Here is an 18279-nt window from a genome sequence, read left to right as displayed (position 1 = left end):
CATGTGGCCCCATGACCATCAGTGACCTGCGGACGTTCGCCACGTTCGACGGACACGGCGGCAAGGTCTCGAAGCGCGTCGAGGTGCTCGACCACGAACCGCCGGCCGGCAGCCCGCTCGAAGGACTCGTCGCCGTGCGCGGCGAGCACCCCCTCGGCGCGCGCGACGAGCGCGCCGCCGACGAGTCCGCCGCGCTCTCCCGCGGCGTCCCGAGCGTCGGCTGGGTGGACCCGGCCGCGCTCCGCGACTGGTACCGCCCGGACCGCGTCGTCCTCACCCGGCTCGAGGCGCGACAGTCCGGCATCGAGCCCGGTGTCTACGCCGACTCCCGTGGGCACGGTCGCGTCCGGATCGACGGCCTGGAGGCTCACCTCGCCCCCGACGGTCGGCCCGCCTTCCGCGCACTGGCCGGCCCCACCGCCGAGCCCGTCGTCGACGTGCCGCTGCCGACCGACCAGGCCGTCCGCCTGGTGGCGGTGACCGCGGTCGACGAGGGACTCGAGGTCGTCACGGCCCCGGTGTCCCCGTTCCTGCAGCCCGGCGAACACCCGGAGTACGGCGACGACGTGGTGGGGCTGCCCCCACGTCCGGCGAGCGGGCACGTCCGGGTCACGGCGTCGGTGCTGCTCGACGGCGAGCTGCACGAGGTCGACCGGATCGACGAGCGTGCGGCGACCATCTGGATCCGGCGGGACGACCGCGTCGTGCCGATCGCCACGAGTGCCGTCGGGGCCGACCTGGTGCGGTACGCGGCGACAGCGGTCTGAGCCGCTTCGGTGCGTTTGCGTGCCGTCGTGCGCGCTGTGCCGTTGTGCGCGCTGTGCCGTTGTGCGCGCTGTGCCGGTGAGCCGCTTCGGGGGACGCCGCTGCTGCGTGTCGTGACGGGGGTGCGGCGTACCGTCGCGGACATGAGTGACGCAGACCGCGACCAGCAGCAGACCCCGGACGCACCGATCCAGGGCGAGACCCTCGGCGGCCCCCGACCCGACCCCTCCACCGACGCGAGCAAGGACCCCGAGCAGTGGGTCACCGGCGACGAGCCCATGACCGGACCGCAGCGCAGCTACCTCGACACCCTGGCCCGTGAAGCCGGCGAGGAACTCCCCGCCGACCTCACCAAGGCGCAGGCGTCGGAGCACATCGACCGCCTCCAGCAGCAGACCGGCCGCGGCGCCGATTCCTGAGAAGCGGTCCGCCCTTCGGCGGACCGCTGTCTGGGCATGCTCTGGGCATGTTCTGGCGAAGCGCGGTCAGTCCCCTGTTCGAGGACGATCGATGACGCGTCACCGGCTACCTTCGTGGCCATGCGAACGACATCGACCTCCATCGGCCTGACCGCGCTCCGCATCGTCCTCGGGGTGGTGTTCATCGCCCACGGCGCCCAGAAGTTCGCCCAGGGCATCCCCAACGTGGTGCAGGGCTTCTCGGGCATGGGCGTCCCCCTCGCCGAGGTCGCAGCCCCCCTCGTCGCCGGCCTCGAGCTCGTCGGCGGCATCCTGCTCGTGCTCGGCGTCGCGACCCGCGTCGTCGGCGTGCTGCTGGCCGTCGACATGGTCGTCGCCGGGTTCCTGGCCCACGGCACCGCCGGCTTTTACTCGCAGGACGGCGGGTTCGAGTACGTGCTCGTCCTCGCGGTGGCGTCCCTCGCCGTGGCGCTGACCGGGCCCGGCCGATTCTCGCTCGATGCCCTGGTGCTCAAGTCGTCGCGCCGTCGTCGTGGCGTCGAGGAGCCCCTGCCCGCCTGAGCCGCGCGCTTCGGCTCGTCCGGTGCGAGGTTCCGTCGCCCGTGCGAGCTCACGAGGCCCGCACCGGGAACGGAACCTCGCACCGTTCACGCGGCCCCTCGCACCGTGCGAGGGGCCGCAGCGTCGTCAGCCCGCCAGTGCGTCCATGACCTGGCGGGCGATGCGCCGTCCGGCCCGGTTCGCACCGATGGTCGATGCCTGGGGGCCGTAGCCGGCCAGGAACAACCGCGGCTCCTCGCCGGACCGGCCGTCCTCGACCACCACCCCGCCCGCCGTGGTCCGCAGGTGCAGCGGCGCGAGGTGCCGCAGGTCGGCGCGGAACCCCGTCGCCCAGATCACCGCGTCGGCGTGTACATGGGTGCCGTCCGCGGTCCACACGCCGGTCTCGTCCATCCGCGTGAACATCGGCTCGTCACGCAGCACGCCGCGGTCGATGCCGGCGCGGATCCGCCGCGACACCGGGACCCCGGTACCGCTGACGATGCTCGGCAGGACCTCGCCGGCGCGGGCGGCCCGGTCCTGTTCGTCGACGGCGGCCACCGCGGACTCGACGTCGAGCGACGCGGTCCCGGCCCAGACCATCGGGCGGCGGGTGAACCACCGCGTCGAACGGGCGACGCCGTCGAGTTCGAGCAGGAATCCGATCGCGCTCGTCCCACCGCCCACCACCACGACGTCCTGGCGGGTGAACTCGGTGGCGCTGCGGTACTCGGTCGTGTCGACCTGCCGCCCGCGGAACACGTCGCGCCCCGGGTACCACGGTACGAACGGGGTGCCCCACGTGCCGGACGCGTTCACCACGACCTCGGCACGGATGCGCGTGACGGCGCCGTCGGCGCTCCGGGTCGTGACGCACAGGCCGCCGTCCGCCGGAACGTCGCTCGCCACGCCGTCGTCGCCGTCGATGCGCGAGACGGACGTCACCGAGACCGGGCGCCGGACCCGCAGGTCGTAGTGCTGCTCGAAGCGTCGGTAGTACTCCCCGACGACGTCCCGCGCGGGTCGTGACCGGTCGGCGTCGTCGAACTCCAGGCCCATCGCGCGCATGCCGGGCAGGTCGTGCACACGGTGCGCCGACCCGAGCCGCAGCGCCTCCCACCGGAACTGCCACGCCCCACCGGTGCTCGGTGCGCGGTCGAGGATCACCAGGTCGCTGCCGGGGACGAGCCCGAGGCGACGCAGGTGGTATCCCACCGAGAGCCCCGCCTGCCCCGCACCGATCACCACCACGCGGGCGTGCTGGTCGACCGGGGTCTCGAGGGGTTCCGTCATCACTTCGATTCTGCTGTGCGGGCCAGCCGTCGCGCGACGTCCAGATCGAGGTACATGGTAGAGTGATCGGCAGATTTCAAACCACGAACCGTCTGGTTCCCCGAGTGATCCTCCGTCATTCGCCAGGACCGGACCAGAGCCGAACGAGGGGGTCACGCATGGGGCGCGGCCGTCAGAAGGCGAAGCACACCAAGGTCGCCCGTGAGCTGAAGTACTTCAGCCCGCAGACGAACTACGGTGCGCTCGAGCAGGAGCTCTCCGCCGGACAACACTCCGACGAGAACTACGTCGACCGTTGGGCGGACCAGTACGGTCCGGAACCGGCGGAAGACGAAGACGAGTTCGAGACCCAGGCAGACCAGAACAAGTCCGCCTGACCTCTCTCGCAGTCACGCCGCGCAGCCCTCGGGCAGCGCGGCGTTTCCGCGTGCCCGGACACGGGGCGCGCCCAGACACCGAGTGCGCCCGAGCACGCCTCGGCGCGCTCGGGTCCCCGGCCTCCAGTGGTCACGACTCACCGCGTGTATGACGCCGAGTGGTCACAAACCGTCGGTTGCAGGCCCGCCAAACGACGGTTCGTGACCACTCACGCACGCACCACGGGGAGTGCCGGCACACGCCACGCCGGCGGCAGGGGCCACCCGCACTCGCCACACTCCCGGTGCCACGACCCGTTGCCGCGCCCGTTGCCGCGCCCGGGTCCCCGGCCTCGAGTGGTCACGACTCACCGCGTGCATGACGCCGAGTGGTCAAGAACCGTCGGTTGCAAGCCCGCCAAACGACGATTCGTGACCACTCACCGCACGCACCACGGCGGGTCCCGGGACACCCCACGCCGGCGGCAGGGGCCACCCGCACTCGCCACACCGGTGCCACGCCCCGTTGCCGCGCCCGGGTCCCCGGTCTCGAGTGGTCACGACTCACCGCGTGCATGACGCCGAGTGGTCAAGAACCGTCGGTTGCAAGCCCGCCAAACGACGGTTCGTGACCACCCACCGCACGCACCACGGCAAGGCGCGGCCCGGCACGGCACGGCACGGCACGCCACGGCACGGCACCGAGCGGGTCAGCCCGCGTAGCTCCCGACGAGCCGGACCGCGCCGCCGTCGACACCCTTGGCGCCCTGCTCGAACCCGGTCAGGTCCCGCGCGGACGTGGCGATCGTGCCGACGGGCCACGTGGGCATGCCGGCGGCACCGAGCGAGGCGATGACCTCGGCAGCGGCCCCGGCCGAGACGACGGCGAACATGCCGATGCCCAGGTTCCAGGTGCCCTCGGTGTCCTCGATCGGGGTGCCGGCCATGTCGGCCAGGACCCGGAAGACCGGGAGCGGCTGCCAGGTGGAACGCTCGACCTCGACCCAGGAGCCGACGGGCAGCACGCGCGCCAGGTTCGCGGCGATGCCACCACCGGTCACGTGCGAGAGCGAGTGCACCGCGCCCGGGTGCTCCTCGAGCAGCGCCAGGAGCGGTGCGGTGTACAGGCGGGTCGGCTCGAGCAGGGCTTCGCCGACGGAGACCGCACCGCCGAAGCCGACGCCGCTCAGCTCGGGCAGCTGGTCCGTGAAGCCGACGCCTCGCGACGACAGGATGTGCCGCACGAGCGAGTAGCCGTTCGAGTGCAGGCCCGACGACTCGATCGCCAGGACCACGTCGCCGTCCTGCACCAGGTGCGCTCCGAGCTGCGCGTCGGCCTCGACGACACCCGTCGCCGCACCGGCCACGTCGTAGTCGTCCGGGCCGAGCAGCCCCGGGTGCTCGGCGGTCTCGCCGCCGACCAGGGCGGTGCCGGTCTCCGAGCAGCCGCGGGCGATGCCGGCGACGATGTCGGCGATCCGGCCGGGCACGACGCGACCGCAGGCGATGTAGTCGGTCATGAACAGCGGCTTCGCGCCGACCACGACGATGTCGTCGACGACCATGCCGACCAGGTCCTGCCCGATGGTGTCGTGCTTGTCGATCGCCTGCGCGATGGCGACCTTGGTGCCGACGCCGTCGGTCGAGGTCGCGAGCAACGGGTGTGAGAAGTCCTTCAGGAACGAGACGTCGTAGAGCCCGGCGAACCCGCCGACGCCACCGAGGACCGAGGCGTTGTGGGTGGCCGCGACCGCGGACTTCATCAGTTCGACGGCCAGGTCACCGGCAGCGGTGTCCACTCCGGCTTCGGCGTACGGGTTGGGCATGCGGAGTCCTTCGCGGTGACATGGCAGACTTGTTCGGTACCCCCCGATTCTACGGTCTGGAGCACACCCGCGAATGTGCGGCATCGTCGGCCTTGTTGCGCAGGGCCCCGCCAACCAATCCATCTACGACGCACTGCTCCTCCTGCAGCACCGCGGGCAGGACTCGACGGGCATCGCCACGGTCGAGGGTCACGTGCACCACATGCACAAGACCCGCGGCCACGTGCGTGAGGCGTTCCGGACCCGCGACATGCGTGCCCTCCTCGGCACCATGGGGCTCGGACACGTCCGCTACGCCACCAAGGGCGCCGCGACGAACGAGGAAGAGGCCCAGCCGTTCTACGTGAACGCGCCGTACGGCATCGTCCTCGTCCACAACGGCAACCTCACCAACACGCGGGAACTCACGCGTGAACTGTTCGACATCGACCGTCGCCACCTGAACACGACGAGCGACACCGAGCTCCTGGTGAACGTGCTGGCGCACGAGCTGCAGGGCCAGGTCCGCGGCGCGAACCTCGACCCGGGTCAGGTCTTCGACGCCGTCGAGCGCGTGCACGAGCGGGTCGAGGGCTCCTACGCCACGATCGCGACCATCGCCGGGCACGGGCTGCTGGCCTTCCGCGACCCGTTCGGCATCCGCCCGCTGATCCTCGGCCACAAGTTCGACGAGGCCGGGCAGCCGGAGTGGGTCGTCGCGAGCGAGTCGCTCGTGCTCGAGTCCGGCGGGTACGAGATCGTCCGCGACATCGCTCCGGGCGAGGCCGTCTTCATCGAGATGAACGGCCAGATGCACGCCCGCCAGTGCGCGAAGAACCCGCGCCTGGTGCCGTGCTCGTTCGAGTACGTCTACCTGGCACGTCCCGACTCGGTGATGAACGGCATCTCGGTCTACGACGCGCGTCTGCGCCTCGGCAACCGTCTCGCCGACACCATCGAGCAGTACGCGCCGACCGGTGACATCGACGTGGTCATGCCGATCCCGGACTCGAGCCGTCCGGCGGCCATGCAGGTCGCCCGAAAGCTCGGCATCGAGTACCGCGAGGGCTTCTACAAGAACCGCTACGTCGGCCGCACCTTCATCATGCCGGGGCAGGCGGAGCGCAAGCGTTCGGTGCGCCAGAAGCTCAACGCGATGTCGTCCGAGTTCAAGGGCAAGAACATCCTGATCGTCGACGACTCGATCGTCCGTGGCACCACGAGCCGCGAGATCGTCGAGATGGCCCGGGCCGCCGGCGCGAACGAGGTCACGTTCACGAGCGCCGCTCCTCCTGTCCGGTTCCCGCACGTCTACGGCATCAACATGCCGACGCGCGCGGAGCTCATCGCGCACGACCGGAAGATCCCGGAAATCAACCGCGTGCTCGGCAGCGACCACCTGATCTACCAGGAGGTCGGGGACATGCGCGACGCCATCATCGAGGGCTCGGACGTGACCGACCTCGAGATGAGCTGCTTCACGGGCGAGTACGTCACGGGCACCGTGAGCCCGGAGTACCTGTCCTGGGTCGAGGCCAACCAGCTCAGCTGAGTGGGGGTCGCGATCGCGACCACCAGACGGACGGGAGGCCCGGTGCCAGCTGGCACCGGGCCTCCAGTCCGTTGATCGGGAGCGGCTACGGCCGCTGGTCACCGTGGTCGTCGAGCTCACCGTCGACCGTCTCGGGCGGCAGTTCGACCTCGACGCGCTCCGCCGTCAGGCGGGCCGAACGCCGGGCGTAGACCCGGTCGAACACGACGGCGACGACCGCCCCGATGAAGGCGCCGATCGTGACGCCCCACAGGCTGAAGTAGCCGACCAGGCTGCCGAAGCTGGTCTGGTCCCGCTGACCGCCGAGGTTCATGGTGAGGGCGACCACGACGAGGGTCGCGAGGAATCCGAGCACGGCACCGCCGACGATGAACACGCCGAACTTCGGTGCACGGCGGATGGTGACCTCGTCGGGGCTGGCGACCGCGCTGGGAGCCGGCGCCGGCGTGGGGAGCGGCTGCTCGTCGGGTTGATCGGTGTTGCTCACCCGTCCATTGTCCCCCACTGTGGGACGTCCCGCGGCCTGTGCGCGGCGACCGATCCGGGAGAGGATGGTCGCTACTGGTCGGTATCCCAAGCGGAGGAGGTGTGTCGGATGCGCGAACGAACCGCACCCGCCCGCCGACGCCGACCGACCGCCCCCGCCCGCGTGGCCTGGCCCGTCGCACAGCGCGTCGAGGAGGACCGCGCCGTCGCCGTCGTGGCCGAGCACCGGTGGAGCGTCGCGCTCGTCGGTGCCCCCGGCATCGGCAAGAGCACCGCCGCGGCGAGGGTCACCGACCGCGTCGCCGGTCGCGACGGCACCGGCCGCACCGTCGTCGTGCCGATCACGGCGGTCGCCGCGAGCCGGTCGATGCCCTTCGGTGCCGTCGCCGAGCGCTTCGGCGAGCTGCCGGCGTCCATCTCGGAGCTGTCCGACGACACCGGTGCCGAACAGCGCCTCCGGGCGATCGAGGACCTCGTCGACCGCGACGTCCTGCTCCGCGTCGACGACGCCGACCACCTCGACGCGATCTCCGCGCGGTACGTCGCCTGGCTGGTCCGCCGGCAGGGCGCCCGGCTCGTCCTGACCTGCCGCGACTTCACGGCGCTCCCCGAGCCGCTCCGCGCGCTGTGGCAGGACGACCTGCTCGAGCGCATCGACCTGCAGCCCCTGGCGCTGCACGAAACCGCGGCGCTCGTCGCCGAGGCACTGGGCTCGCCGCTCGAGAACGCCTCGGCCGAGCGCGTCCACCGCGCCACCGCCGGCAACCCGCTGTACCTGCGCGAGGTGGTCCGCGCGGCACGGGTCTCCGGTGCCCTCGACCACACCGCGACCGGGTGGTACTGGCGCGGACGGGTGACCGCGTCGGACAGCCTCGCCGACATGTACCGCACGGAGCTCGGGTCGCTGCCGGAGGACCTGCGCGACGTCGTCGACATCGTCGCCCTCGCGGACCCGATCCCGCTCGCGCGCCTGCTCGGCCTGGTCACCGGCGGGGACGTCGACCGCGTCGTCGCGCTCGGCCTGGTCCGCATCGACTCGCTCGAGGACGGCGCCGCGGTCGTCCGGCCGTCACACCCGCTCGTCGGCGAGGTCATCCGGACCCTGGTGCCGGTGGCCCGGCGCACGGCACTCTTCGCGCGCGCCAACGCGTTCCGCACCGACCGGCCCGAGGGTGCACCGCCCGCCGCACGGCTGCGTGCCGCGCTGTGGTCGCTCGAGTGCGGGGTCCTGCCGTCGGTCGACCAGCTGCTCGACGCGGCGCAGGTCGCCGTGCGGCTGCAGGAGCACGAGAGCGGGATCGCCCTGGCCTCGGCAGCGCTCCGCACGACGCTCACCCCCACCGAACAGGTCGCGGCGCACTGTCTCCGCTCGCTGGCGTACTCGTACTCGGACGGCCGTGAAGCCGGCCGCGCCGACGCCGAAGCCGCCTGGGGCGCGGCGAAGCGGCACGTCGGCGACGTCACCGACGAGGCCGTCATCGAAGCGTGCGAGACCCTGGCGAACATCCGCCAGTTCCACGACGACGACGTCACGGCGGCGGTCGCCCTGACCGATGCCGCCGCGCGCCTGGTGGTGTCCGACGAGGCCGTCGAACGGCTGCGGCTGCTGCGGATGGCGCACCAGGGCTGGGGTGGGGACTTCGCCGAGGTCCGGGCCGAGATCGAGCGCAGCGGCATCGTGGACGCCCCGACGATGCCGATGTCGTTCCTCGCCGTCGCACCCTGCGCCGTGATGGCGCTGGCGACCGCCGGCCGACTGGACGACGCGTCCGCGCTCGGCCACCGCGCCCTGGCCACCGCCGTGGCGCACGTCGAGGCAGCGCCCTGGAGCGTGGGCGAGAACTCCTCCGTCCTGCACCAGGTGCAGATGTGGCGCGGCGACCTGGACGACCTGATCATCGAGGTGCCCGCCGGGCGGTCCAGCCCCTACCTGAAGTACGACTTCACGCTCGAGCTCATCGGCCAGGGCAACCTGGCGATCGCGCAGCGCCGCTGGGACGACGCCGTCGCAGCGTTCTCGGCGGCGTGCGAACGGTACGACATCGCCGACCACGGCGGGTTCGCGGCCTACCCCTGGGCACGTCTTGCCCTGGCGCACGCCTACGCAGGACGCCCGGAAGCAGCCTCGGGTGCACTCGAACGGGCACGGACCACCCCGCAGCGGGCGATGCGCATCACCGGCGAACAGGTCGCCGTGTCGATCGCCTGGACCGAGGCCGTGCTCGGCAACCCGGCCGGGCTGCAGCACGCTGACGAGATCATCGAACGCAGCACGGCCAACGGCTCGTGGACGCACGTGATGTACGGGTACGCCCTGCACCACGCGGTCGGCATGTCGCAGGGGCGCGACTCGACCGGCTCGCTCGAGCGGATGCGCGACGCCGCCACCCGCGTCGACGGACCACTCGCCGCCGCCGTGATCGAGTACGCCGACGCCGTTCGTGCCGACGACCGCACGCGGGTGATCGCGGCGCAGGGCGTGCTCGCGGCGCACGGGGTCTCGGTGGCCGCCGGGCGCTCGAAACCGCCGCTGACGAAGCGCGAGTACGAGGTCGCCGAGCTCGCGGCGCAGGGGCTGAGCAACCGGCGGATCGCGGAGTCCCTCGGGCTCTCGACGCGGACGATCGACGCGCACCTGTCCCGTGTCTTCGCGAAGTGGGACCTGCACGCGCGGTCGGAGCTCAGCGAGCTGCTCTGAGCTGCTCGGCGTTCGGCATCGGCTGTCGCACACGCAAGAACGTTGCGGATTGCAGCACGACGCGCCGCCACGATTGACACGTTGTGTGGAACATCGCGTACCTTGGTGCCTGTCGCCGGGTTCGGACCCGTTCGGGTCGGGTCCGAATCCCGGCGACTTCAAGCTTAGGAACCAGGTCGATGCGGGCGCATCGGTAGGCACTACCTAATTCGCGCGGGTCTCCTCCGCAGGCGCCTTCGGCGTGGGTGGGTCTGGTTCCTGCGGGTCTGGTTCCGGCGGGTCAGGCGCCGGGGCGGGCAGCCGGACCGGCAGGAACGCCGTCAGGTCGGCGCGCGAGCCCGAGGCGCTGACGCGCGACTGCGCGACCGCCTCGGCCCAGGTCAGCTCGCCCGACGCGAGCGCCAGCCACGTGGTCGCGTCGGTCTCGACCACGTTCGGCGGCGTGCCGCGGGTGTGCCGGGGTCCGGGCACGGCCTGGACGGCGGCGAACGGCGGCACCCGCACCTCGACGCTGTTGCCCGGCACCTCGTCCGCCAGGCACTGCAACGTCCACCGCACCGCGGTCGCGACGGCCGGACGGGCCGTCTCCCCACGACGCACCGCGGCCAGTGCCGCGCGCCCGTCGGCGTCCTCGATCCTCCTGGGTGGCATCTCCACAGGCTAGCCCTCGCATCGCGGGCGGCGAGTCGGGCTGGGTAGGGTGATCGGGTGCGAATCCTCGTCCTCGGTTCCGGTGCCCGCGAGCACGCGATCATCACGGCCCTCCTCGCTGAGCATGCGGGCCACGTCATCACGGCAGCGCCCGGCAACGCCGGCATCGCCGCCGACGTCGAGACCGTCTCCCTCGACCCCACCAACGGTGCGCTCGTCGCCGAGTACGCGATCGAGAACGACGTGGAACTCGTCGTCGTGGGCCCCGAGGCCCCGCTCATCGCCGGCGTGGCCGATCCGGTGCGCACCCGCGGCATCCCGGTGTTCGGGCCGGGCAAGGCCGCCGCGCAGCTCGAGGGCTCGAAGGCGTTCGCCAAGCGGATCATGGGAGAGGCCGGTGTGCCCACCGGGCGTCCGGTCTACGCCGGCACGGCAGACGAAGCCGTCGCCGCGATCGACGAGCTCGGTGCCCCGTACGTGGTCAAGGCCGACGGGCTCGCCGCCGGCAAGGGCGTGCTCGTGACCGACGACCGCCAGGCTGCGATCGACCACGCCACCTACTGGCTCCAGCACGGACACGTCGTGGTCGAGGAGTTCCTCGACGGCGAAGAGGTCTCGTTGTTCTTCCTGAGCGACGGGCACGACGTCCGCGCGCTCAGCCCCGCGCAGGACTACAAGCGCCTGGCCGACGGCGACCTCGGACCGAACACGGGCGGCATGGGCGCGTACTCGCCGCTGCCGTGGCTCGCCGAGCGCTGGCCGTCCGAGCAGGCCTTCGTCGACGAGGTCACCGAGCTCGTCGCGCTGCCGACCGTCCGCCGCCTCGAGCACGAGGGCACGCCCTTCGTCGGGCTCCTGTACTGCGGCCTCATCGTCACCGAGCAGGGCGTCCGCGTGATCGAGTTCAACGCGCGCTTCGGTGACCCGGAGACGCAGGTCGTGCTCCCCCGCCTGGCCGCGCCGCTCAGCGAACTCCTGCTGGCCGCCGCGACCGGGCAGCTCGGTGCCGTCCCCGCACCCGTGTTCCGCGACGAGGTCGCCGTGACCGTCGTCCTGGCGAGCGAGGGCTACCCGGAGAACCCGCAGACCGGTCGACCGATCACCGGCATCGACGACGCGAACGCCCGCGACGGCGTATCGGTCGCACACGCCGCCACCGGCGTCCTCGACGACACGCTCGTGGCCACCGGTGGCCGGGTGCTCAGCGTCGTGGCGACCGGGTCCGACTTCGGCCAGGCCCGCGAGCGCGCCTACGCCGGGCTCGGCGACATCACGCTCGACGGCGCGCAGTTCCGCACCGACATCGCCGCGAAGGTCGCGAAGTGACCGCCCCCGCGCCGATCGCCGGCTGGCGGCACGTCTCGTCCGGCAAGGTGCGCGAGCTCTACGTGCCCGAGGGCACCGCTGACCTGGCGAGCGCGTCCGAACTGCTGCTCGTCGCCTCGGACCGGGTCAGCGCGTACGACTTCGCCCTCGAGCCGCCGATCCCGGGCAAGGGCGAACTGCTGACCCGCCTGTCCCGGTTCTGGTTCACCCAGCTGAGCGACGTCCCGAACCACATCATCGGCCCCTCCTCCGGTGGCACCCCGGTGCCCGCCGAGGTCGAGGCACGGTCGATGCACGTCATGCCGCTCACGATGTTCCCCGTCGAGTGCGTCGTGCGCGGGTACCTGGTCGGCAGCGGCTGGGCCGAGTACCAGGAGACCGGCAGCGTGTGCGGCGTCGCGCTCCCCGCCGGGCTGTCCAACGGCGACCGCCTGCCGGAACCGATCTACACGCCGGCGTACAAGGCAGCCCAGGGCGAGCACGACGAGAACATCTCGTACGAGCAGACCGTCGACCTGGTCGGTGCCGAGACCGCCGCCACCCTGCGCGACCTCTCGCTGCACGTCTACACCGAGGCCGCGGCCATCGCCCTCGAGCGGGACGTCGTCATCGCGGACACCAAGTTCGAGTTCGGGCAGGACGCCACCGGCCGGATCCGCATCGCCGACGAGGTCCTGACGAGCGACTCCAGCCGCTACTGGGACGCCCGCTCGGCCGACCGCACCGACTCGTTCGACAAGCAGATCGTGCGGGACTGGCTCAGCGCGCACTGGGACCGCCAGGGCACGCCGCCGGTGCTCCCGGACGAGATCGTCGAGCGCACGGCTGCGCGCTACGCCGAGCTGATCGAGCGCCTCGGCGCCTGACGCTGCGCCCAGTCCGACGCGTAGCGAGGCGCGGCGCGTGGCGTGGCGTGGCCCGAACGGTCACGACACCCCGCTCAGCTCCGTCGAGCGGTCACGAACCGTCGGCTGAGGCCCCGCCAACCGACAGTTCGCGACCACTCCGCGGCCCACCCATGACACGTCGCGACCACTCGCCGCGCCGGTACCCGGTGCCACCCGAACGGTCACGACACCCCGCTCAGCTCCGTCGAACGGTCACGAACCGTCGGCCGAGGCCCCGCCAACCGACAGTTCGCGACCACCCGCCGGCCCACCCATGACACGTCGCGACCACCCGCCGCGCCGGTACCCGGTGCCACCCGAACGGTCACGACACCCCGCTCAGCTCCGTCGAACGGTCACGAACCGTCGGCCGAGGCCCCACCAACCGACAGTTCGCGACCACCCGCGGCCCACCCACGACACGTCACGACCACTCGACCGGCGAAGACCCGGCGACAGTTCTCGACCGGTCAGGCCCCGAGCGCCTCGCGCGCCACCACGACGACGGTCAGGTCATCGCCCGGGTCGTGCTCGGCGACGCGTGCGCGCACCCGCTGCAGGAACGTCTCGACGTCCGGGGACTCCCGGTACAGCGACCCGAGCTCGGACAGCGACGCGAGTGTGGAGTCCCAGAGCTCGAGCGCGCCGTCGGTCACGACGATGAGCACGTCACCGGGCCGGAGCACGAGCGAGCCGGCGGCGCGGGGCATCCCGGCGGGGTGCAGCCCGATCGGCAGGTCCGACGACCGCAGGATCCGCTCGGCGCCGTCGTCACGGAGCTGCAGCACGAGCCCGTGGCCGGCGTCGGCGAAGTCGAGGCGCCCGGTGGACGGGGTCAGCCGACCGTGGAACATCGTCGCGAAGGACTCGGCGCGGCTGAGCTCCGGGGCGACCTGCGCCTCGAGCTCGGCAACGGCGGTGCCCGGGTCCTGGTCGCCGCGGGCGAGCAAGCCTCCGCGGATGTTCGCGGCGAGGAGCCCGGCGGACATCCCCTTGCCCATGACGTCCGACACGGTCAGGTGGATCGAGTCCTCGCCGGAGCGGTGCCAGTCGTGGAAGTCGCCGGAGACGAGCCCGTGCGGGATCGACATCCCCGTGATCCGGTACCCGGGCACCTGCACCGCGGCCGGCTGCAGGCCGTTGAGCACGGTGCGCAGTCGGTCCTCGTCGGCTCCGGCCAGGAGCTCGCGCTCCGCCCAGATGCCGAGTTCCTGCAGCAGTTCGAGCTCGTCGGGGTCGAGGGTGCGGGGCTCGGGATCGATCAGGCAGAGGGTGCCGATCTTCAGGTCGTCGTCGCCGGCCCGGAGCCCGACACCGGCGTAGAACCGGACGTTCGGGTCACCGAGCACCATCGGCAGGTCCGCGTACCGGGCGTCCTCGCGGGCATCGGGGACCACCACCGGGCCCTGCTCGCCCAGGGTGCGTCCGCAGAACGTGTCCTGCAGCGGGATGACCGGGCCGAAGGCGGCGTCGCTCTGCTGCGACTTGATCGTCAGCGTGGTCTCGCCAGCCAGGTTGAGGAACGAGCCGGAGACCCCGAGGGCCTCGCGTGCGATCCGGGTGATCCGTTCGAACCGTTCCTCGACGCCGCCGTCGACCACGTCGAGTGCCGCGATCAGGGCCGCTCGCCGGACGGCATCGGCCCCGGTCGGCGCGGGCACGGACATCGCGGTTTCCGGCTGCATGCTCCCACGGTAACGCGCTGAACGGACAGGGCCTGGCCCCAGTCCGGAGGGCGCAGATCGTCGGGCGCGTCGGCGTACCCTGGTCGTCGTGCTCCGAGTCGTCCCCGCAACCGTCCTCGGCGTGGCCGCGCTCCTGGCCCTCGCCGGCTGTGGCGCCCACGACTCCACCGGCCAGGTGTCGGTCACGGTGTCGTCGAACGCCGCCGACCACCCCTACGAGGTCAAGGTGTTCGCCTCGACCGGCAAGCTCTCCGAGCACCAGCGGGTGTTCCCGGGCGGAACGGCCGACTTCGCGGGTGTTCCCCTCGGCCAGGTCACGGTCCGCGCCGGCGACCTCTGCCCGCAGACGACCAAGGTGTCCGACGGCACGGTCGCGACGGTCACCCTGACCACGACCGGCTGCTGACGCCGCCCGCCACCACGACGGACCGCTGACCCAGCGCGTCGCCCCGACGGGCCGCTGACCCTGCCCGTCACCCCGACGACGGGCCGCCGACCCCCTCCGCGACCAGGTGCTCGACCCGCGGCTCGCCCGCGACCTCGCGCACCGACTGCAGGGTCCGCGCGTCGTCCCCGGTCTGCCGGACCTCGTGCTGGTCGACGTGCTCCTGCCACGACCCCACCCGGAACGCCTCGACCCAGGCGTCCGGCCCGTTCGCCGCGTCCCGGTACAGGTTCCAGTCACGGGCACCGGTCCGCCGCCGGCTCCGCCCGAGCCGTCCGGCGCGCGCCCGGAACTCGTCGACCGCGTCCGCCGGGACCGTCCAGTGCAGCAGCACGAGGGTCTCCCCCGTCGCCGCGCCGTGGTCGTCCGGCACGAACACCTCGTCGCCGAACGGCATCGGCGTCACGGCGCGCTGCCGGTCGGTGAGCACCGGGAACCCGGACACGAGCAGCAGCGCGGCGCTGAGCGCGGTGACGACACCCGCTCCGGCGAGCACCCCCGTCACCCCGAGGGGCGTGGCGACGGCGCCGGCGAGCGCCGCACCGATGGCGGTGCAGCCGAAGAGCACGAGCTGGTAGGCGGCGAGCCCGCGGGTCCGGACCCAGGCGGGCAGGAACGCCTGAACGGTGCCGTTCAGCGTCGTCACCACGGCGATCCAGGCCACCCCGCCGACCAGCAGCGCGACGAGCACGACCGGCAGCACGGGGACGAGCGCGACGACCGCGGTGCAGACGCCGAACACCACCGAGGCGACCCCGACCGTGCGGCCGATGCCGAGCCGCGCGCGGACCGCCGGCATCAGGAACGCCCCGCCGACCGACCCGGTGCCGACTGCGGCGAGCAGCAGTCCGTACCCACCGGAGGACAGGCCGAGCGGGCCGTCGGCGACGAGCGGCAGGAGTGCCCACAGCGCGTTCGCGGGCACCATGAAGACGGCGAGCTGCACGAGCAGCCGGCGGACGACCGCCGCGTGCAGGACGTACCGCAGCCCGGCGCGGGTGGCGTCGATGAACGGCTCGGCCCGCGTCTCGGGGCGCTGGTACCCGCGCCAGGCGACGAGCACCACCAGGAAGAGCGCGAACGACAGCGCGTTGGCGGCGAACACGAACGGCACGCCGAGCTGCGCGATCACCACCCCGGCGAGCGCCGGTCCGATCGCCCGGGCGACGTTGACGCCGACGGAGCTGAGCGCCGCGGCGTCGGTGATCGCGGCGCGCGGCACGATCTCGGGCACGAGCGCCTGGTACGCGGGCAGCTGGAGCGCCGAGGCGGTACCGAGCAGGAACGTGACGGTGAGCAGGAGCGCCGGGGTCATGTCGCCGGTCGCTGTGAGCACGGTCATCACGACGCCGACGACCACCTGGAACGCCTGCACGCCGATGAGCAGCCGCCGCCGGTCGACGAACTCGCCGATCACCCCGGCGGGGATCCCGACGAGCAGCACCGGCAGGCTCGACGCGGTCTGCACGAGGGCGACGACGACGGGTGCGGCGTGCTCGTCGACGAGCAGCCACTGCGCGCCGACGGTCTGCATCCAGCTTCCGATGTTGCTCACGAGCACCGCGATCCACAGGGCGCGGAAGACCGGGATCGCGAGCGGCGCCAAGGCGCCGCCGCGGGGTGCGGGGGTGGTGCGTTCCGTGGTCACGTCGCCTCCTGGGGTGGAACGAGGACATCCTGGAGGCGCGGTGCGCGTCGGGCGCACGCCGCGCCTCCAGGGGTGGTCGCGTCAGGCGGCGGCGTCGGTCGCGCTGGTCGCGGCGACGGCGCGCTCGATGACGTCGGCGACGTCCTTCGGGTGGGTCTGCATGACGAGGTGCGGGGCGGCGAGCTCGGTCACGTCGGTGATGCCGGCGCGGGAGTAGCCGAAGCGCTCGACCTCGGGGTTGATGGTGTGGTCGTCGGACGAGACGATCGCCCACGCGGGGGTGGTCTTCCACGCGGCGGCGGAGGCCGGTTCACCGAAGGCGGCGCCGGACAGCGGGCGCTGCGAGACCGCCAGGACCTCGGCGACGCGCGGGTCCACCCCGGCGGCGAAGACCTGCGGGAACGCATCGATCGCGACGGAGACGTCGGTGCCGTCCTCGGCGCCGGCGACCGGGTACGGCGTGTACACCAGGTTCGCGGCGAGGTCGGAGTCGGGGAACCCGCCCTGCAGCTGCCCGAGGCTCTCGCCGACCTCGAGCACGTAGCCGGAGACGTAGACGAGTCCGACGACGTTCTCGGCCTCGCCGGCGACGGTGATCACGGCGCCGCCGTACGAGTGCCCGGCGAGGACGACCGGCCCGTCGACGTGCTCGACGACAGCGCGGATCGAGGCGGCGTCCTCGGCGAGGCTGCGGTTGTAGACCGGCGGGACGAGCACCGTGTGGCCGCGGTCGAGCAGCTCCCGGGTGACGGGCGCCCAGCTGGCGGAGTCGGCGAACGCGCCGTGGACGAGGACGATGGTGGGTGCAGCCATTGCGGGTCTCCTTCGTGACGAACGTCTGGGGTGGTGCGGGGACCGGGGGTCCCGGCGTCGTCACGCTAGGGCTGCGGGCGCTGCGCCGTCCTGTCCCTGTCGTTGCCCGTCACCCCCGACGACAGCGCGCGTCGACGCCCCGGGAGCGACGCGGGGTGCCCTCGGACGGCCGGACGCACCGTGCCGGGGTCCCCCTGCGGGGCGGAGGCACGGCGACGGGGTCCCCGCCAGGGCCCCCTTCTCCCCCCTGCTCCACTGCCCGGCCGGTTAGCGTGATCGCATGGAACACGAGGACGGCACGACGACGACGTCGGCCCAGGACTTCGTGGACGCGCTCGCCGAACCGATCGTGGTCTTCGACCGGCACCTCGACGTGGTGGCGGCGAACCGGCTCGCCGGGGCCCTGTCCGCGTCCCTCACCGTCGGTACGAACCTGGCGCGGTTCACCTTCCTGAACCCCTGGGTCGAGGACTCGGTCGACGGCTGGGAGGCCGAGGCGCACCGCACCGCCGCGATGCTCCGGGATTCGCTGGACGAGCACGACGCCGACGACCGGTTCCAGGAGCTGCTGGGCGAGCTGATGGCGCGGAGCACGACGTTCGCGACCGAGTGGGCCGGCGGCGCGGTGCGGCCGGCCCGACGCGGGGAGTCGACGTTCGAGAACCCGCTGGTGGGCAGGATCGACCTGCGGTGGGAGCAGCTGCGTCGGCTGGAGGACCCCGAGCACGTGCTCGTGGTGTGGACGGCAGCGGACGAGGAGTCCGCCGCGCGGCTCACGACGCTCCGGGGACTGCTCGACGAGGACGCGTCGACCGCCTGACCGGGAGCGCTGCGAGCGCGGCGACCGCTGCGACCGCTGCGACCGCAGCGACCGCAGCGACCGCAGCGACCGCAGCGACCGCAGCGACCG

17 protein-coding genes are annotated in these 18279 nt (G+C 72.7%); 10 read left to right on the top strand and 7 right to left on the bottom strand.

Translation table 11 applies throughout. The features are described from left to right. Window positions 1–11: 11 nt before the first annotated feature. The 3 genes from BR70_RS0104195 to BR70_RS0104185 all read left to right on the top strand — a co-directional run bounded on the left by BR70_RS0104195 (window position 12) and on the right by BR70_RS0104185 (window position 1745). On the top strand, window positions 12–767 hold the full coding sequence (locus BR70_RS0104195; RefSeq protein ID WP_027465042.1) for a hypothetical protein: 756 nt from the start codon (window positions 12–14) through the stop codon (window positions 765–767). A gap of 141 nt (window positions 768–908) precedes the next feature. Beyond that, window positions 909–1184 carry a DUF3072 domain-containing protein gene (locus tag BR70_RS0104190; RefSeq protein WP_017886246.1) on the top strand — a complete coding sequence of 92 codons (276 nt, stop codon included), beginning with the start codon at window positions 909–911 and terminating at the stop codon, window positions 1182–1184. 120 nt (window positions 1185–1304) lie between these two features. Further along, a complete protein-coding gene (locus BR70_RS0104185; protein WP_027465040.1) occupies window positions 1305–1745 on the top strand; it encodes a DoxX family protein in 441 nt (146 codons plus the stop codon). A 126-nt stretch (window positions 1746–1871) separates the two neighbouring features. Here BR70_RS0104185 and BR70_RS0104180 read toward each other — a convergent pair whose 3' ends face one another. After that, entirely contained in the window at window positions 1872–3017 is a 1146-nt protein-coding gene (locus tag BR70_RS0104180; protein ID WP_081827241.1) for an NAD(P)-binding domain-containing protein, read from the bottom strand. A 158-nt stretch (window positions 3018–3175) separates the two neighbouring features. Between BR70_RS0104180 and BR70_RS0104175 the strand changes: the two genes are divergently transcribed. Further along, a complete protein-coding gene (locus BR70_RS0104175) occupies window positions 3176–3394 on the top strand; it encodes a DUF3073 domain-containing protein (protein ID WP_017886249.1) in 219 nt (72 codons plus the stop codon). A gap of 689 nt (window positions 3395–4083) precedes the next feature. Here BR70_RS0104175 and purM read toward each other — a convergent pair. Further along, complete coding sequence (purM, locus tag BR70_RS0104170) at window positions 4084–5199, bottom strand: phosphoribosylformylglycinamidine cyclo-ligase (RefSeq protein WP_027465038.1); 1116 nt, start codon at window positions 5197–5199, stop codon at window positions 4084–4086. A 73-nt stretch (window positions 5200–5272) separates the two neighbouring features. Between purM and purF the strand changes: the two genes are divergently transcribed. After that, a complete protein-coding gene (purF, locus tag BR70_RS0104165; protein ID WP_027465037.1) occupies window positions 5273–6730 on the top strand; it encodes an amidophosphoribosyltransferase in 1458 nt (485 codons plus the stop codon). An 85-nt stretch (window positions 6731–6815) separates the two neighbouring features. Here the strand turns inward: purF and BR70_RS19480 are convergent, their stop codons facing one another. Then, window positions 6816–7217 carry a hypothetical protein gene (locus BR70_RS19480; protein WP_051596625.1) on the bottom strand — a complete coding sequence of 134 codons (402 nt, stop codon included), beginning with the start codon at window positions 7215–7217 and terminating at the stop codon, window positions 6816–6818. 108 nt (window positions 7218–7325) lie between these two features. Between BR70_RS19480 and BR70_RS0104155 the strand changes: the two genes are divergently transcribed. After that, window positions 7326–9914 carry a helix-turn-helix transcriptional regulator gene (locus BR70_RS0104155; RefSeq protein WP_155896769.1) on the top strand — a complete coding sequence of 863 codons (2589 nt, stop codon included), beginning with the start codon at window positions 7326–7328 and terminating at the stop codon, window positions 9912–9914. A 204-nt stretch (window positions 9915–10118) separates the two neighbouring features. Here the strand turns inward: BR70_RS0104155 and BR70_RS19475 are convergent, their stop codons facing one another. Then, on the bottom strand, window positions 10119–10565 hold the full coding sequence (locus BR70_RS19475) for a sterol carrier family protein (RefSeq protein ID WP_231495639.1): 447 nt from the start codon (window positions 10563–10565) through the stop codon (window positions 10119–10121). Between the two features lie 57 nt (window positions 10566–10622). Here BR70_RS19475 and purD point away from each other — a divergent pair, with 57 nt between their 5' ends. Together purD and BR70_RS0104140 are read left to right on the top strand one after the other, a co-directional pair. After that, a complete protein-coding gene (gene purD / locus BR70_RS0104145; RefSeq protein WP_027465035.1) occupies window positions 10623–11891 on the top strand; it encodes a phosphoribosylamine--glycine ligase in 1269 nt (422 codons plus the stop codon). Beyond that, on the top strand, window positions 11888–12757 hold the full coding sequence (locus BR70_RS0104140) for a phosphoribosylaminoimidazolesuccinocarboxamide synthase (protein ID WP_027465034.1): 870 nt from the start codon (window positions 11888–11890) through the stop codon (window positions 12755–12757). The genes purD and BR70_RS0104140 overlap by 4 nt, the downstream gene beginning before the upstream one ends. Before the next feature lie 491 nt (window positions 12758–13248). On the opposite strand, the gene BR70_RS19470 is transcribed toward BR70_RS0104140, so the two are convergent. Then, a complete protein-coding gene (locus BR70_RS19470; protein WP_051596624.1) occupies window positions 13249–14463 on the bottom strand; it encodes a PP2C family protein-serine/threonine phosphatase in 1215 nt (404 codons plus the stop codon). Between the two features lie 88 nt (window positions 14464–14551). On the opposite strand from BR70_RS19470, the gene BR70_RS0104130 reads away from it, so the two are divergent. Then, window positions 14552–14869 (top strand): hypothetical protein, encoded by a 318-nt coding sequence (locus BR70_RS0104130; RefSeq protein WP_027465033.1) that lies wholly within the window; start codon window positions 14552–14554, stop codon window positions 14867–14869. Window positions 14870–14936: 67 nt separating this feature from the next. Here BR70_RS0104130 and BR70_RS0104125 read toward each other — a convergent pair whose 3' ends face one another. Both BR70_RS0104125 and BR70_RS0104120 read right to left on the bottom strand, forming a co-directional pair. Then, window positions 14937–16556 (bottom strand): MFS transporter, encoded by a 1620-nt coding sequence (locus tag BR70_RS0104125; RefSeq protein WP_027465032.1) that lies wholly within the window; start codon window positions 16554–16556, stop codon window positions 14937–14939. An 81-nt stretch (window positions 16557–16637) separates the two neighbouring features. After that, complete coding sequence (locus BR70_RS0104120; RefSeq protein ID WP_027465031.1) at window positions 16638–17369, bottom strand: alpha/beta fold hydrolase; 732 nt, start codon at window positions 17367–17369, stop codon at window positions 16638–16640. Window positions 17370–17649: 280 nt separating this feature from the next. Here BR70_RS0104120 and BR70_RS22105 point away from each other — a divergent pair, with 280 nt between their 5' ends. Next, window positions 17650–18189 carry an MmyB family transcriptional regulator gene (locus BR70_RS22105; protein ID WP_051596623.1) on the top strand — a complete coding sequence of 180 codons (540 nt, stop codon included), beginning with the start codon at window positions 17650–17652 and terminating at the stop codon, window positions 18187–18189. The last annotated feature ends 90 nt before the right edge of the window (window positions 18190–18279 follow it).

Source organism: Curtobacterium sp. UNCCL17, from assembly GCF_000686685.1.
Lineage (GTDB): Bacteria > Actinomycetota > Actinomycetes > Actinomycetales > Microbacteriaceae > Curtobacterium > Curtobacterium flaccumfaciens.
This window is presented reverse-complemented; position numbering and strand designations above follow the sequence as displayed.

What these genes read in the sequence shown, in the direction of transcription:
- BR70_RS0104195 (WP_027465042.1), top strand. Translation starts at nt 12, where the DNA reads ATGACCATCAGTGACCTGCGGACGTTCGCCACGTTCGACGGACACGGC.
- BR70_RS0104190 (WP_017886246.1), top strand. Translation starts at nt 909, where the DNA reads ATGAGTGACGCAGACCGCGACCAGCAGCAGACCCCGGACGCACCGATC.
- BR70_RS0104185 (WP_027465040.1), top strand. Translation starts at nt 1,305, where the DNA reads ATGCGAACGACATCGACCTCCATCGGCCTGACCGCGCTCCGCATCGTC.
- BR70_RS0104180 (WP_081827241.1), bottom strand. Translation starts at nt 3,017, where the DNA reads ATGACGGAACCCCTCGAGACCCCGGTCGACCAGCACGCCCGCGTGGTG.
- BR70_RS0104175 (WP_017886249.1), top strand. Translation starts at nt 3,176, where the DNA reads ATGGGGCGCGGCCGTCAGAAGGCGAAGCACACCAAGGTCGCCCGTGAG.
- purM (WP_027465038.1), bottom strand. Translation starts at nt 5,199, where the DNA reads ATGCCCAACCCGTACGCCGAAGCCGGAGTGGACACCGCTGCCGGTGAC.
- purF (WP_027465037.1), top strand. Translation starts at nt 5,273, where the DNA reads ATGTGCGGCATCGTCGGCCTTGTTGCGCAGGGCCCCGCCAACCAATCC.
- BR70_RS0104155 (WP_155896769.1), top strand. Translation starts at nt 7,326, where the DNA reads ATGCGCGAACGAACCGCACCCGCCCGCCGACGCCGACCGACCGCCCCC.
- BR70_RS19475 (WP_231495639.1), bottom strand. Translation starts at nt 10,565, where the DNA reads ATGCCACCCAGGAGGATCGAGGACGCCGACGGGCGCGCGGCACTGGCC.
- BR70_RS19470 (WP_051596624.1), bottom strand. Translation starts at nt 14,463, where the DNA reads ATGCAGCCGGAAACCGCGATGTCCGTGCCCGCGCCGACCGGGGCCGAT.
- BR70_RS0104120 (WP_027465031.1), bottom strand. Translation starts at nt 17,369, where the DNA reads ATGGCTGCACCCACCATCGTCCTCGTCCACGGCGCGTTCGCCGACTCC.
- BR70_RS22105 (WP_051596623.1), top strand. Translation starts at nt 17,650, where the DNA reads ATGGAACACGAGGACGGCACGACGACGACGTCGGCCCAGGACTTCGTG.